The organism is Variovorax sp. YR216 (genome assembly GCF_900107745.1).
Lineage (GTDB): Bacteria > Pseudomonadota > Gammaproteobacteria > Burkholderiales > Burkholderiaceae_C > Variovorax.
This window is the reverse complement of record NZ_FNRO01000001.1, coordinates 454,630-468,111: the sequence shown is the minus strand read 5'-3', so window position 1 is coordinate 468,111 and position 13,482 is coordinate 454,630. Positions and strand designations below refer to the sequence as shown.

The 13,482-nt window shown below is 63.5% G+C and carries 15 protein-coding genes; 7 read left to right on the top strand and 8 right to left on the bottom strand.

Features of this window, described 5'->3' with window-relative positions; all coding sequences use genetic code 11:
• The first annotated feature begins 3 nt into the window (after nucleotides 1-3).
• The gene (locus tag BLW05_RS02230) at nucleotides 4-474 is read left to right on the top strand and encodes a DUF6152 family protein (protein WP_093159128.1); all 471 of its coding nucleotides are present in this window, start codon (nucleotides 4-6) and stop codon (nucleotides 472-474) included.
• Here the strand turns inward: BLW05_RS02230 and adk are convergent, their stop codons facing one another.
• From adk to BLW05_RS02200, 6 genes are all read right to left on the bottom strand, one after another.
• Nucleotides 475-1,131: an adenylate kinase gene (adk, locus tag BLW05_RS02225; protein WP_093160396.1), complete on the bottom strand. Its 657-nt coding sequence runs from the start codon at nucleotides 1,129-1,131 to the stop codon at nucleotides 475-477.
• Nucleotides 1,132-1,239: 108 nt separating this feature from the next.
• Nucleotides 1,240-2,004, bottom strand: a complete 765-nt coding sequence (gene kdsB / locus BLW05_RS02220; RefSeq protein WP_093160394.1) for a 3-deoxy-manno-octulosonate cytidylyltransferase — start codon at nucleotides 2,002-2,004, stop codon at nucleotides 1,240-1,242.
• Between the two features lie 8 nt (nucleotides 2,005-2,012).
• A complete protein-coding gene (locus BLW05_RS02215) occupies nucleotides 2,013-2,195 on the bottom strand; it encodes a Trm112 family protein (protein WP_093159125.1) in 183 nt (60 codons plus the stop codon).
• Nucleotides 2,176-3,165, bottom strand: coding sequence for a tetraacyldisaccharide 4'-kinase (lpxK, locus tag BLW05_RS02210; RefSeq protein WP_093159123.1), 990 nt, complete (start codon nucleotides 3,163-3,165; stop codon nucleotides 2,176-2,178). The genes BLW05_RS02215 and lpxK overlap by 20 nt, the downstream gene beginning before the upstream one ends.
• Nucleotides 3,162-3,587 carry an ExbD/TolR family protein gene (locus BLW05_RS02205; RefSeq protein ID WP_093159120.1) on the bottom strand — a complete coding sequence of 142 codons (426 nt, stop codon included), beginning with the start codon at nucleotides 3,585-3,587 and terminating at the stop codon, nucleotides 3,162-3,164. The genes lpxK and BLW05_RS02205 overlap by 4 nt, the downstream gene beginning before the upstream one ends.
• Before the next feature lie 2 nt (nucleotides 3,588-3,589).
• Entirely contained in the window at nucleotides 3,590-4,222 is a 633-nt protein-coding gene (locus BLW05_RS02200; RefSeq protein ID WP_093159118.1) for a MotA/TolQ/ExbB proton channel family protein, read from the bottom strand.
• 311 nt (nucleotides 4,223-4,533) lie between these two features.
• On the opposite strand from BLW05_RS02200, the gene xseA reads away from it, so the two are divergent.
• Together xseA and BLW05_RS36350 are read left to right on the top strand one after the other, a co-directional pair.
• The gene (gene xseA, locus BLW05_RS02195; RefSeq protein WP_256329977.1) at nucleotides 4,534-5,847 is read left to right on the top strand and encodes an exodeoxyribonuclease VII large subunit; all 1,314 of its coding nucleotides are present in this window, start codon (nucleotides 4,534-4,536) and stop codon (nucleotides 5,845-5,847) included.
• Nucleotides 5,848-5,895: 48 nt separating this feature from the next.
• Entirely contained in the window at nucleotides 5,896-6,477 is a 582-nt protein-coding gene (locus BLW05_RS36350; RefSeq protein WP_256329976.1) for a superoxide dismutase, read from the top strand.
• Between the two features lie 71 nt (nucleotides 6,478-6,548).
• Here the strand turns inward: BLW05_RS36350 and BLW05_RS02190 are convergent, their stop codons facing one another.
• Complete coding sequence (locus tag BLW05_RS02190) at nucleotides 6,549-6,998, bottom strand: DUF192 domain-containing protein (RefSeq protein ID WP_093159115.1); 450 nt, start codon at nucleotides 6,996-6,998, stop codon at nucleotides 6,549-6,551.
• A gap of 183 nt (nucleotides 6,999-7,181) precedes the next feature.
• A complete protein-coding gene (locus tag BLW05_RS02185) occupies nucleotides 7,182-7,526 on the bottom strand; it encodes a hypothetical protein (protein WP_093159113.1) in 345 nt (114 codons plus the stop codon).
• A gap of 190 nt (nucleotides 7,527-7,716) precedes the next feature.
• Between BLW05_RS02185 and icd the strand changes: the two genes are divergently transcribed.
• From icd to cls, 4 genes are all read left to right on the top strand, one after another.
• Nucleotides 7,717-8,976 carry an NADP-dependent isocitrate dehydrogenase gene (gene icd, locus BLW05_RS02180; protein WP_093159110.1) on the top strand — a complete coding sequence of 420 codons (1,260 nt, stop codon included), beginning with the start codon at nucleotides 7,717-7,719 and terminating at the stop codon, nucleotides 8,974-8,976.
• Nucleotides 8,977-9,212: 236 nt separating this feature from the next.
• Entirely contained in the window at nucleotides 9,213-9,572 is a 360-nt protein-coding gene (clpS, locus tag BLW05_RS02175; RefSeq protein WP_088958998.1) for an ATP-dependent Clp protease adapter ClpS, read from the top strand.
• A 54-nt stretch (nucleotides 9,573-9,626) separates the two neighbouring features.
• Nucleotides 9,627-11,948 (top strand): ATP-dependent Clp protease ATP-binding subunit ClpA, encoded by a 2,322-nt coding sequence (clpA, locus tag BLW05_RS02170; protein ID WP_093159108.1) that lies wholly within the window; start codon nucleotides 9,627-9,629, stop codon nucleotides 11,946-11,948.
• Nucleotides 11,949-12,024: 76 nt separating this feature from the next.
• Nucleotides 12,025-13,482 (top strand): cardiolipin synthase, encoded by a 1,458-nt coding sequence (gene cls, locus BLW05_RS02165; RefSeq protein WP_093159105.1) that lies wholly within the window; start codon nucleotides 12,025-12,027, stop codon nucleotides 13,480-13,482.

Sequence of the window (13,482 nt, the reverse complement as noted above, 5' to 3'; positions counted from 1 at the left end):
CGCATGAAACGCCGCAGCCTCTTACTCGCCGTCGCATCCGTCCCCGCGACGATGTCGTCAGCCTGGGCGCACCACGGGTGGGGCAGCTTCGACCAGGACCGCCCGCTTTATCTCGAAGGCAGGGTGGTGAGCGTGAAGTGGCAGAACCCGCACGTCGAGCTCATGATCGATGTGCCGGCGGATCTGAAGGTGCCGGCGGATTTGCCGAAGCGCGCCTTGCCCGCACAGACTGCGCCTGTGGATGGAGCCGCGCTTCTTGCGAAGGCAGCGCCGCCGAGCCGCAATACGCGTCAGTGGGAGCTTGAACTGGCGCCACTCACCCGGATGGAGGCCTGGAAGATCCAGGAGATCAAGCCCGGCACGCAGGTGGCCGCCGTCGGCTTCGGCCAGAAGGAAGGCAAGGAGGCGGTGATCCGCGTCGAATACCTGTTTGTCGACGGGAAGGTCTACGGGCTGCGTTCCAGCCCGGCCTGATCAGCTCGCCAGTGCTGCGAGTGCGCGCTGCGTGATTTCGTCGACGGTGCCGACGCCGCTGATGGAGCGGTACTTCGGCGCCGCAGCGGGCTCGACCTTGGCCCACTGCGAGTAGTAATCGACCAGTGGGCGGGTCTGCTGGCTGTAGACATCAAGCCGTTTGCGGACGGTTTCTTCCTTGTCGTCTTCGCGCTGGATCAGGTCTTCGCCCGTCACGTCGTCCTTGCCTTCGACCTTTGGCGGATTGAACTTCAGGTGATAGGTGCGGCCGGACGCCGGGTGCGAGCGGCGCCCGCTCATCCGATCGATGATGTCGGAGAAGGGGACGTCGATCTCGAGGACGTAGTCGAGCTTGACGCCTGCGGCCCGCATCGCTTCGGCCTGCGGGATGGTCCGTGGAAAGCCATCGAACAGGAAGCCTTGCGCGCAATCCGCCTGCGCGATGCGTTCCTTCACGAGGTTGATGATCAGGTCGTCGCTGACCAGGGCACCGGAAGCCATGACGGCTTCGGCCTGCTTGCCAAGCGGTGTGCCGGCCTTGACCGCCGCGCGGAGCATGTCGCCAGTGGAAATCTGGGGGATGCTGTATTTCTGGCAAATGAAGGCCGCCTGTGTGCCTTTGCCCGCCCCGGGTGCGCCCAACAATATCAGTCTCATGGTGTCCTCGAAGGTTTTTTTGGATTTCTGTCGCGCCGTGCTGATCACGAGTGGCGTCAATGGCGGAGTTCCTTTGAGGATAGCATGGCCCCTCGCCGGGCCCGGCGGCTAGGTTGCCGCGAAGAGGGCGCGCACGCGCGCGAGATCCTCTGGGGTGTCGATGCCAGGTCCGGGCGCGTGCTCGCTGACATGCACCGCGATGCGGTGGCCATGCCAAAGCGCACGTAGCTGTTCGAGCGCCTCGGTACCTTCCACCGGTGCCGGAGGAAGACTCGGAAACTGCCGGACGAAGCCGGCCCGGTAGCCGTAGATGCCGATATGCCGCAAGGCGGGCGGCGAGAGTGGCAGCTTGTTCGGGCCCGCATCAGCGAATCCGTCGCGCCACCAGGGAATCGGCGCGCGGCTGAAGTAGAGCGCGTAGCCATTCGCGTCCAAGACGGTCTTGACGACATTGGGATTGGTGAATTCCTGCGGCGAATCGATCGCGTGCGCTGCGGTGCTCATGGCCGCGCCGGGGTGGTCCGAGAGCGTTTGCGCAACCGCATCGATCAGTGAAGGGTCGATGAGCGGCTCGTCACCCTGGACGTTGACGACGGTTGCGTCGTCCGGCAGGCCGAGCTGGGTGCAGGCTTCCGACAGGCGATCGCTGCCGCTCGCATGGTCCTTGCGGGTGAGCAACGCTTCGATGCCGTGTGCCTCGCACGCCTCGATGATGCGGGTGTCATCGCCTGCCACGACCACGCGCCCGGCGGTTGATTCGCGCGCGCGCTGTGCCACGCGCACCACCATGGGCAGGCCGGCGATGTCGGCCAGCGGCTTGTCCGGCAGCCGGGTCGAGGCGAGCCGTGCCGGGATCAGGACGATGAACTTCATGGTCAAGATCAAAGGCCCAGTTCCTCGTCGGTCAGGGGACGCGCTTCACTCTCGAGCAGCACCGGAATGCCGTCGCGCACCGGATAGGCCAGGCGTGCACTGCGTGAGACGAGTTCCTGCTTCTCCGCATTCCAGGTGAGCGGACCCTTGGTCACGGGGCAGACGAGCAGTTCAAGCAGCTTGGTATCCATCGGTCGATGATAGCTTTGCGTCGAACGCCGAGAAGAAGACCGCTTCGGGCTCGAACAGCAGCGGCACTGCCAGCGCGTCCGGCGCCTTGCGCCAGAGTTTCACGGCGTCCTTTTCGGTGCAGAGCACCGTGCAGCCTTGCGTTGCCCCGGGCATCCAGTCCTCGAAATCGTGATGGTCCGGGAGTGCGAAGCAGCGTTCGAGGCGCAGGCCGCACTGTCGCAACATCTCGAAGAAGGCCTCGGGCTTCGCGATGGCTGCGACGGCGGCGAGCTTCCGATCGGCAAGTTTGGCGAGCGGCACCCGTGAGCCGTCGCTCGCGAGTGCGTAGTCGGCGAGCGATCGCGTCGCCGTGAAGCCCGCGAAAGCCGGATGCCGGCCGGTGTGCAGTACGAGATCGCAGCGCCGAGGCCAGTTCTCGCGCAGGGGGCCCGCCGGGAGCAGCCATCCGTTGCCGACGCCACGGTCGTCGAAGACGCAGATTTCGACATCACGCGCCATCGCGAGATGCTGCAGGCCGTCGTCGCTGACGATGACCTGGGTATCGGGATAACGCGCCCGAAGGGCTCGCGCGGCCTCGACGCGTCGCTCGGCGACGAACAACGGGGCGCCGGTCGATCGCCGTATGAGCAGCGGCTCGTCGCCCGTGTCGGCGGGCGTGCTGCCGTCCAGTACTTCACGGCAGCCGGTGGTCGATCGGCCATAGCCGCGCGACACCACGCCAACACGGATACCCTGCGATTGCAGATGGCGCACGATGGCCATGACGACCGGCGTCTTCCCCGACCCACCGGCGACGACATTGCCGACCACGACCACCGGCACGTCGACGCGTTCGGTTCGCAGGATGCCGGATCGAAAAAGGGCGCGCCGCAATGCCGTCAGCCCGCCGAAGAGGAGTGACAGCGGCCACAGCAGCCGCGCCAGCGTGCCGCGTCGCAGCCAGGCGTGCTGCAACGAAGCCAAGGCTATCGACCCGCCTGGGCGGCCGACTGCGTGGCGAAGGTGATCTGCATGAGGCCGGCACGCCGTGCGGCCTCCATGACGGTGATCACGGATTGATGCGCTGCGCTGGCGTCGGCGCTGATGATGACGACGTTGTCCTTTGCGCCGCTGGCTGCAGCGCTCAGGGCGGCCGTGACTGCCTCGACGCTGCGGTCGGACAGGGGCGTCTTGTTGATCGCGTAGCGGCCATCGGCCGATACGGAGACGATCACTTCCTTGGGATAGTCGCGCTGCGCCTCGACATCGGCCACCGGTAGCCGAAGCTGCATTTCCGTGAACTTGCTGTAGGTGGTCGACAGCATCAGGAAGATCAGCACGACGAGTAGGACGTCGATGAACGGGATCAGGTTGATCTCCGGCTCGTCGCGCGAGCCGTGGCGGAAGTGCATCCTCATCGGCGGAGCGTGTTCAGGTGACGTGCGAAGCGCTCGCCCGCGAGCTCGAGGTTGAGCAGGTACTCATCGACCCGGCTACGGAAATAGCGCCAGAAGATCAGCGTCGGGATCGCGATGATCAGCCCGAACGCCGTGTTGTAGAGGGCGATCGAAATGCCATGCGCAAGCTGGGCCGGGTTGCCGGAGCCGACCGCGCCGCTGGAGGGCGATTGCGAGCCGAATATCTCGATCATGCCGATCACCGTGCCGAGCAGGCCCAGCAGCGGCGCGGCGGAGGCGATCGTCGCAAGCGCGGGCAAATAGCGCTCGAGCCGATGCGCCACCACGCGCCCGGCAGCTTCCATCGAGACGCGAAGATCATCCTCGCTGGACGCCGGGTTGGAGTTCAGCGCCCGAAAACCTGCAGCAAGGACTTCGCCGAGACTGGAGTTGTGCTCCAGCTTCGACACGACGTCCGGCGCCGGAACGGAATTGCGCGAGACCGCGATGGCCTCGTCGAGCAACTTGGGTGGCAAGACTTTCGAGGTCTTCAGGCTGGCGAAGCGCTCGATGACGAGTGCCAGGCCGATAACCGAACAAGCGAGCAGCGGCCAGATCGGCCAGCCCGCAGCAACTATGATGGAAAACAAATATTCCTCCGGCCCATCGACTGCAAATGCGCGGCGATTATCTACCGAGCCGGTGCATGTTTCGGTGTCCTTCGCGTGTAGGGATTGACGCACAGAAACTGTGGATAACTTTGTGATTAACACGCAGAGCAACTCGGCCGGAGCCGCGCCAGATGGACGCCTCACTGGATCGAGCGATATTTGAGCAGTACTTTTTTCAATGAAATCAATGGCTTGCACGAGAACATGTGCCTGTGATGCGTATGGAGAGCTCCATCAGGGAGGCTCGTGGGCGCTTGTGGAAGATTCCCACCCTGTCACATCGATGCGGCATGAATGAACGTGAGCAAACACCTGCGGGCGGCGTGCGCGTCTGGGCCGTGGGAGCGCTGTGTCGTGCCGTCGCGGACGCGCTCGAAGCGCGCTTCAACCCGGTCGTTGTCAGGGGCGAGATCTCAGGCTTTTCAAGAGCCTCGAGCGGCCACTGCTACTTTTCGCTGAAGGATCAGAACGGGCAGTTGCGCTGCGCCATGTTCCGCCGCGCAGCGGGGCTGCTGGACTTCGCGCCGCGCGACGGCGACCAGGTCGAAGTGCGCGGGCGGCTCGGGCTCTATGAGCCGCGCGGCGACCTTCAGTTGATCGTCGAGAGTCTGCGTCGGGCGGGGCAGGGCGCGTTGTTCGAGCAGTTTCTTCAGCGCAAGGCGAAGCTCGAGGCGGAGGGACTCTTCGACGTCGCGCGAAAGCGCACGTTGCCAGCGATGCCCCGGTCCGTCGGGCTCGTCACGTCGCTGGGGGCGGCGGCGCTTCACGACGTCGTGACGGCGCTGCGGCGGCGGGTGCCCCATATCCCGGTGGTGCTCGCGCCGGCGGCGGTACAAGGTGCGAACGCACCGGCCGAACTCGTGCGTTCGCTGGAGGCGCTCTATGCATTGAAGCCGCAGGTCGATGTCATCCTGCTCGTGCGTGGCGGCGGATCGATCGAGGACCTCTGGGCGTTCAACGATGAAATGCTGGCGCGGACGATCGCCAAAAGTCCGGTGCCGCTCGTCAGCGGTGTCGGCCATGAAACCGACTTCACGATCGCCGACTTTTGCGCCGACGTGCGCGCGCCCACGCCGACTGCCGCCGCAGAGCTCGTCGCGGCGCCGCGTGACGTCTGGCTGGGCGCACTGGAACTGATCGAAGAGCGCTTGCGCGACGCGATCCTCACGAGGGTCGATGCGTCGAGCCAGCGGCTGGATGTCGCAGCGGGACGGCTCGGCCGTCCCTCGGAGCTCGTGGCGCGCCAGCGTCTGCGTCTGGCGCATCACGCGCAGCGGATGCATTTCGCCGTGCAGGCGAAGACGTCGCGGCTCGGTCATGCGCAACAGGCGCTGCAGACCGGGTTGCCTTCGCGGCTTCGGGTGGCGCTCGATCGTCACCACGAGCTGCTCAACCGTGCATTGCTGCGATTGAAGCTGTTGGATCCGGAGCTCGTGCTGCAGAGGGGCTATGCCCTCATCACGGACGCGCAGGGCCATGCGGTCACCAGCGTCGATCGGCTGGCCGTCGGCGACGAAGTGCAGGCGCATCTCGCCGATGGCCGGGCCGATCTCAAGGTCCTGCAAACTGCGGGCAAGGGAATGCGTCCGACGTCAGCGGTGTGATTTCCTTTCTAGAATCAACCATCCCACAACCAACCCGAGAGAAAAAACATGGAACACGTTCTTCCTCCCCTGCCATACGCGATGGACGCACTGGCGCCCGAGTACTCCAAGGAGACTCTCGAGTACCACTACGGGAAGCACCACAACGCCTATGTCGTGAATCTGAACAACCTGCAGAAGGGCACGGAATTCGAAAACATGGCGCTTGAGGACATCGTCAAGAAGTCCAGCGGCGGCATCTACAACAATTCGGCCCAGATCTGGAATCACACCTTCTTCTGGAACTGCATGAAGCCCGCGGGCGGCGGGGAACCCAGCGGCGCGCTGGCCAAGGCGATCGATGCCAAGTGGGGTAGCTACGCGGCATTCAAGGAAGCCTTCGTCAAGTCGGCCGTGGGCAACTTCGGTTCCGGCTGGACCTGGCTTGTGAAGAAGGCGGACGGTTCCGTCGACATCGTGAACACCGGCGCCGCCGGCACGCCGCTCACCACCGCCGACAAGGCGCTGCTGACCGTCGACGTCTGGGAGCATGCCTACTACATCGACTACCGCAACCTGCGCCAGAAGTTCGTCGAGACCTTCCTCGCCAAGCTGGTGAACTGGGGCTTTGCCGAGAAGAACTTCGGCTGATTCCGGTTCTCCGCACCAACGAAAAAAGCCGACCTCGGGTCGGCTTTTTCGTTGGCGTCGAGGCGCAGAGGTTAGCGGATCTGTGCGAACAGCTCGCCGCCGAGCTTCGTGCCGGCCTTGATGTTCTTGTGCTCGAACCAGCCCTGGTTCATCTCGAGGACGAAGCGCACCGGTTCCTTCGAGCAGTGTGAATCCTCGGTCATCGGCTTCATGTCCGCGAGGTTCACGATGCGCCCGTCGTCCGCCACGAAGGCGGCGGTGAGGGGAATCAAGGTGTTCTTCATCCAGAAGCACTGGGTTGCCGGTTGCTCGAAGACAAAGATCATCCCTTCGGCTTGCGGCATCTCCTTGCGGAACATCAGGCCGGTCTGACGCTGCTCGGGCGTTTTGGCGACTTGTGCATCGATTTGATACATCCCGGCCGTTATCCGGACATGCGGCAGATTGCTTTGCGGCTCCTGAGCATGCGCAAAACTCAAAGACGTGGACAGCAGGAGAAGAGCGAATAAGCGCTGAAACATGGAACGACTTTCAAACGGCAACACAAACGACAATGCCCGCGTCCGCGGGCATCGCCAATTGCCACGAGCTTACCTCTAATTCGGCCGAAATTGCTGTCGACCAGCTGACAGCCGAGCTGATGAGAAGGACGAAAAAAAAGCGCTCCGCAGGGAACGCTTTTTCGATTAGGGACGAGCCCTGACTTAGTTAGGCGTGCCGCCTTGCGGGTTCATCTTGCGGACGTTGCCCTGCTTGTCGCGGCGGCGGTCGCTGCGCGTGTCGGCGCGTGCCTGGCCGGCGGCCGTTGACTTGTTCTGGGTCAGGCCACCGCTGCCTTCGGCCGTCTTGGGCGTGTCGCCGCCTTGCGGGCGCACTTCGCCCTGGGGCTTGCTGGCACGGCGTTCCGTGGCGCGTTGTTGCGGCTTGGTGTTGGTCGGCGGAGCGGCTTCCTGCGAGGTGGAGGCGCCTTGTGCGGACGCATTGACCGAGAACAGACCGGCACTGGCTGCGATCAGGCCGGCCATCGTTGCTGCGAGAACTTTGCTCATTACGGATTCCTCATTGGAAATGGTTGAAAACGCCTCCCGGCCAGCAGAAGGTCTGTCAACAACGGCGCCAATACGGCCGCGGTTGACACATCCTCAGGCTCCTCCGGTTGCGTCTAAAATTCTAAGGGTATTCAGGCGATTGGAAGCGTAGTGTCTTCCAGTCTTCATTTCATCCGGAGCCGACGCCCACATGTCCAGCTATCAGCACATCAAAGTCCCATCCGAAGGCCAAAAGATCTCGGTGAATGCCGACAACTCGCTGAATGTGCCCGATCAGCCGATCATTCCGTTCATCGAAGGGGACGGAACGGGCCTGGACATTACGCCCGTGATGCTGAGGGTGGTCGATGCCGCAGTGGCCAAGGCTTACGGCGGGAAGCGGAAGATCCACTGGATGGAAGTCTACGCAGGCGAGAAGTCAACCAAGGTCTATGGCCCCGACGTCTGGCTGCCCGACGAGACTCTGGAGGCGGTCCGCGAATATGTGGTTTCGATCAAGGGACCGCTGACGACGCCGGTGGGTGGCGGCATCCGTTCGCTGAACGTTGCATTGCGGCAGGAACTCGACCTGTACGTCTGCCTGCGGCCGATCCAGTATTTCGAGGGGGTACCGAGCCCCGTGAAGGAACCGCAGAAGACCAACATGGTGATCTTCCGCGAGAACTCCGAGGACATCTACGCCGGCATCGAATTCGAAGCCGAGAGCGACAAGGCGAAGAAACTCATCAAGTTCCTCCAGGACGAATTCGGTGTCAAGAAGATCCGCTTTCCGAATACCTCGGGCATCGGTATCAAGCCGGTTTCCCGGGAAGGCACCGAGCGCCTGGTCCGCAAAGCCATCCAGTACGCCATCGACAACGACAAGTCCAGCGTGACGCTCGTGCACAAGGGCAACATCATGAAGTTCACGGAGGGTTCGTTCCGTGACTGGGGCTACGGCCTGGCGGCCAAGGAATTCGGCGCCGAGCTCATCGACGGCGGTCCGTGGATGAAACTCAAGAGCCCGAAAAGCGGTAAAGAAATTACCGTCAAGGATTCGATTGCTGATGCGTTCTTGCAACAGATTCTGCTGCGACCGGCCGAATACAGCGTCATTGCCACGCTGAATCTGAACGGCGACTACATTTCCGACGCCCTGGCGGCGCAGGTCGGCGGCATCGGAATCGCCCCTGGCGCGAACCTGAGCGACACGGTTGCCATGTTCGAGGCCACCCACGGCACGGCGCCCAAGTACGCAGGCAAGGACTACGTGAACCCGGGCTCCGAGATCCTCTCGGCCGAGATGATGCTGCGTCACATGGGCTGGAAGGAGGCTGCCGACCTGGTCATCAGCGCCATGGAGAAGTCGATCGTGAGCAAGAAGGTGACCTACGACTTCGCGCGCCTGATGGAAGGCGCCACCCAGGTCAGCTGCTCCGGATTCGGGCAGGTGATGATCGACAACATGTAAGCGACGTCCGGCGCATTGCCGGACCGCGAGCACCAAGCCCCGGCGTCGCAAGGCGCCGGGGCTTTCTTTTCGGCGTGATCGGCCGATATATGGGGAGCTATCGGACCCGGAGGCACGGTGTTTGCGTGAGCTGGCGACCGGTTCCACCCCGCGATTCGCCTTGAATGTCACAAAGCCGCCACCACTTGTCCCCCTGCCGCAAGTGCAATGCGCGGCTGCTCTATAAAATGATTTTCATGGCTACCAGAATCCCCCCGACCCCCAAGACGCCACCGGCCACGAAGCCGGCCGGCGACGACGGCGACTCGGTCGTTCTTGAACGGCGGCCGCAGAAGACCGCACCACCCCAGATGTACCAGGTGGTGATGCTCAACGATGACTACACGCCGATGGAGTTCGTCATCGTCGTGATCCAGCAGTTCTTCAACAAGGACCGGGAAACAGCCACGCAGATCATGCTCAAGATCCATCTCGATGGGCGTGGCGTGTGCGGCGTGTACTCCCGCGACATGGCAGCGACCAAGGTGAATCAGGTGATGGAAGCAGCCCACCAGGCCGGGCATCCGCTGCAGTGTGTCAGCGAACCGGTTGAATAAATTGCGCTCCAACCCATCTGCGGAATATTTACAGCAAGGCCAAAAGGAAATCACATGATTGCCCAGGAACTGGAAGTCAGCTTGCACATGGCTTTTGTCGAAGCCAGGCAGCAGCGCCACGAGTTCATCACGGTGGAGCACCTGCTGCTCGCCTTGCTGGACAACCCGAGTGCCGCGGAGGTCCTGCGCGCATGCTCGGCAAACGTCGACGACCTCCGGGCGTCGCTCACCAACTTCATCAAGGACAACACGCCGCAGGTTGCCGGCACGGATGACGTGGACACCCAGCCGACGCTGGGCTTCCAGCGCGTCATCCAGCGCGCGATCATGCACGTGCAGTCGACCGGCAACGGCAAGAAAGAGGTCACCGGCGCCAATGTGCTCGTGGCGATCTTCGGCGAGAAGGACTCGCACGCCGTGTACTACCTGCACCAGCAGGGCGTGACGCGCCTCGACGTCGTGAACTTCATCGCCCACGGCATCAAGAAGAGCGATCCGCCGGAAGCGGCCAAGGGCAGCAGCGATGCGTCGTCCGGCGAGGGCGAGGAGGGCGGTGGCGAGAAGAACGAGAAGTCGTCTCCTCTCGAGCAGTTCACCCAGAACCTCAACCAGCTTTCCAAGGAGGGCAAGATCGATCCGCTGATCGGCCGCGAATACGAGGTCGAGCGCGTGATCCAGATCCTGTGCCGCCGTCGCAAGAACAATCCGCTGCTGGTCGGCGAGGCTGGCGTGGGCAAGACCGCGATCGCCGAAGGACTCGCATGGCGAATCACGCAGGGTGACGTGCCGGAGATCCTGGCCGAATCCAACGTGTACTCGCTCGACATGGGCGCGCTGCTCGCTGGCACGAAGTACCGTGGCGATTTCGAGCAGCGTCTCAAGGGCGTGCTCAAGTCGCTCAAGGACAAGCCGAACGCGATCCTGTTCATCGACGAGATCCACACCCTGATCGGCGCTGGCGCTGCTTCGGGCGGCACTCTGGATGCGTCCAACCTCCTCAAGCCGGCGCTTTCCAGCGGCCAGCTCAAGTGCATCGGCGCCACCACGTTCAGCGAATACCGCGGCATCTTCGAAAAGGATGCGGCCTTGTCTCGCCGGTTCCAGAAGGTCGACGTGGTCGAGCCGACGGTGGCCGAGACGGTCGACATCCTGAAGGGCCTCAAGTCGCGCTTCGAGGAGCATCACGGCGTGAAGTACGGCCCGGCCGCACTGCAGGCCGCCGCCGAGCTGAGCGCCAAGTACATCAATGACCGTCATCTGCCCGACAAGGCGATCGACGTCATCGACGAGGCTGGCGCGGCCCAACGCATCCTGCCCGCAAACAAGCGCAAGAAGACCATCAGCAAGACCGAGGTCGAGGAAATCGTCGCGAAGATCGCGCGTATTCCCCCGGCCAACGTGTCGAACGACGATCGCGGCAAGCTGCAGACGATCGAGCGCGACCTCAAGAGCGTGGTGTTCGGCCAGGACAAGGCCCTGGAAGTGCTTGCTTCCGCGGTCAAGATGGCTCGTTCGGGCCTGGGTCGCGACGACAAGCCGATCGGCTCGTTCCTGTTCAGTGGTCCCACCGGCGTCGGCAAGACCGAAGCGGCGCGCCAGCTCGCCTACATCATGGGCATCGAGCTGATTCGCTTCGACATGTCGGAGTACATGGAGCGCCATGCGGTGAGCCGCCTGATCGGTGCGCCTCCGGGCTACGTCGGTTTCGACCAGGGCGGTCTGCTGACCGAGGCGATCACGAAGAAGCCGCACGCGGTGCTGTTGCTCGACGAAATCGAGAAGGCGCACCCGGACATCTTCAACGTGCTGCTGCAGGTCATGGACCACGGCACGCTGACGGACAACAACGGTCGCAAGGCCGACTTCCGCAACGTGATCATCGTCATGACCACCAATGCCGGTGCCGAGACGATGAACAAGTCGACCATCGGCTTCACGAACCCGCGCCAGGCCGGCGACGAAATGGGCGATATCAAGCGCCTGTTCACGCCGGAGTTCCGCAATCGCCTGGACGCGATCGTGAGCTTCAAGGCGCTCGACGAGCAGATCATCCTGCGCGTGGTCGACAAGTTCCTGCTGCAACTCGAGACTCAACTTGCCGAGAAGAAAGTGGATGTCACGTTCACCGACACGCTGCGCAAGCATCTGGCGAAGAAGGGCTTCGATCCGTTGATGGGCGCACGTCCGATGCAGCGTCTGATCCAGGACACGATCCGTCGTGCCTTGGCCGACGAGCTGCTGTTCGGTCGCCTGCAGGAAGGCGGTCGTCTGACGGTCGATCTCGACGACAAGGAAGAGGTCGTGCTGGATATCCAGCCGCTGCCCAAGAAGGAAGGGCGTTCGAAGCCGGAAGCGGAAGAAACCGCCGCGGGTTGATCGGCGCGTCTGGAAGGTCATCGAAGGCCGGTAGCATCGGGCTACCGGCCTTTTTCTTTTTCAGCTACCTCTCGCCTTGATCCTCCCCGAGTTCAGTCACGAATGGAAAACGGGTCTCTCCCTCGCATGGAGCGGCTACATCGCGGTCCTTTCGGTCTGGATCGTGATGCAGAAGCGCGCGCCGGTATCGACGATGAGCTGGATCCTCTCGCTCGCGCTGCTGCCGTTCGTGGGCTTCGTCATCTACTACTTCCTCGGCCCGCAGCGACTCAAGAAGCAGCGGCTGCGGCGCCTTCGCAGCCGTGCGATCGAGCAGGCGCCGGGTGACATCGCGAGGCTGCGAGACGCCTCGAAGCATGCGCCGCCCACCTTGCGGCAGCTGGCTGCCCTGGGTACGGCGGCGTGCGGCCTGCCAGTGTCGACCGCGACCTCGGTCGAGTTGCTGTCGGGTGGTGCACGCACCTTCGATGCAATATTCGACTGCATCCGTCAGGCACGAGACCACGTGCATCTCGAGTACTACATCTTCGAGCCCGATAACATCGGCACCCAGCTGCGCGACCTGCTGATCGAGCGCGCGCGCGAAGGCGTGACGGTGCGCCTGCTGCTCGATGCGCTCGGCTCCAAGCGCGTCGGCCGCAAGTTCATGGCACCGATGCGCGAGGTCGGCATCCATGTGGCGCTGTTCCATGACACGCGCATCGGCCGGCGTCTGCGCCCGGTGACCAACTACCGGACGCACCGCAAGATCGTCGTTTGCGATGGACGCATCGGCTTCACCGGCGGCGTCAACATCACCGATGAGGAAGATGCGCGCACGCGGCCGGATGCCTATCACGACGTCCACCTGAAGATCGCGGGAAGCGCCGTTCGCTGGCTCCAGACCACCTTCATCGAGGACTGGACCTATGCCACCGGCGAGACGCTGCGGCATGTGCACAGGGCGATCGACAGCATGTTCCCGCGCGTCGACGCGGAGGACGGCGTCGGGGACATTCCGGTGCAGATCGTCACCAGTGGCCCCGACAGCGCCGTCGAGGCGATCCATCGCGTCCAGGTCGATGCGATCCATGCCGCGAAGCATCGCGCATGGCTCACCACGCCGTACTTCGTGCCCACCGAGCCGGCGTTGATGGCGCTCACGAGTGCGGCGCTTCGCGGCGTCGACGTGCGGCTTTTGGTGCCGCGCCGCAGCGACTCGCTCATCGTCAGCGCCGCGGCGCGCTCGTACTACGACGAACTGATCGCCGCCGGCGTCAAGATCTGGGAATACAAGGCCCGCATGCTGCATTCCAAGACGCTGGTGGTGGACGACAACTGCGCGATGATCGGCACCGCGAACTTCGACAACCGCAGCTTCAGGCTCAACTTCGAGGTTTCCGCCGTGATCTACGGACCGACACTGACCGGTGCGCTCGTGACGCAGTTCCAGACCGACCTGCGCAATGCCTCGCCGGTGCGGGCCAACCGGCACCAGACTTTCCCGCGGCGCCTGGGCGAAGCCACGGCGCGCTTGTTTTCCCCTTTGCTTTGA

Bases quoted from the DNA above. Each gene is read 5' to 3' on its own strand.
- BLW05_RS02230 (WP_093159128.1), top strand. From the start codon at position 4: ATGAAACGCCGCAGCCTCTTACTCGCCGTCGCATCCGTCCCCGCGACG.
- adk (WP_093160396.1), bottom strand. From the start codon at position 1,131: ATGAGACTGATATTGTTGGGCGCACCCGGGGCGGGCAAAGGCACACAG.
- kdsB (WP_093160394.1), bottom strand. From the start codon at position 2,004: ATGAAGTTCATCGTCCTGATCCCGGCACGGCTCGCCTCGACCCGGCTG.
- BLW05_RS02215 (WP_093159125.1), bottom strand. From the start codon at position 2,195: ATGGATACCAAGCTGCTTGAACTGCTCGTCTGCCCCGTGACCAAGGGT.
- BLW05_RS02205 (WP_093159120.1), bottom strand. From the start codon at position 3,587: ATGCACTTCCGCCACGGCTCGCGCGACGAGCCGGAGATCAACCTGATC.
- xseA (WP_256329977.1), top strand. From the start codon at position 4,534: ATGAATGAACGTGAGCAAACACCTGCGGGCGGCGTGCGCGTCTGGGCC.
- BLW05_RS36350 (WP_256329976.1), top strand. From the start codon at position 5,896: ATGGAACACGTTCTTCCTCCCCTGCCATACGCGATGGACGCACTGGCG.
- BLW05_RS02190 (WP_093159115.1), bottom strand. From the start codon at position 6,998: ATGTTTCAGCGCTTATTCGCTCTTCTCCTGCTGTCCACGTCTTTGAGT.
- BLW05_RS02185 (WP_093159113.1), bottom strand. From the start codon at position 7,526: ATGAGCAAAGTTCTCGCAGCAACGATGGCCGGCCTGATCGCAGCCAGT.
- icd (WP_093159110.1), top strand. From the start codon at position 7,717: ATGTCCAGCTATCAGCACATCAAAGTCCCATCCGAAGGCCAAAAGATC.
- clpS (WP_088958998.1), top strand. From the start codon at position 9,213: ATGGCTACCAGAATCCCCCCGACCCCCAAGACGCCACCGGCCACGAAG.
- clpA (WP_093159108.1), top strand. From the start codon at position 9,627: ATGATTGCCCAGGAACTGGAAGTCAGCTTGCACATGGCTTTTGTCGAA.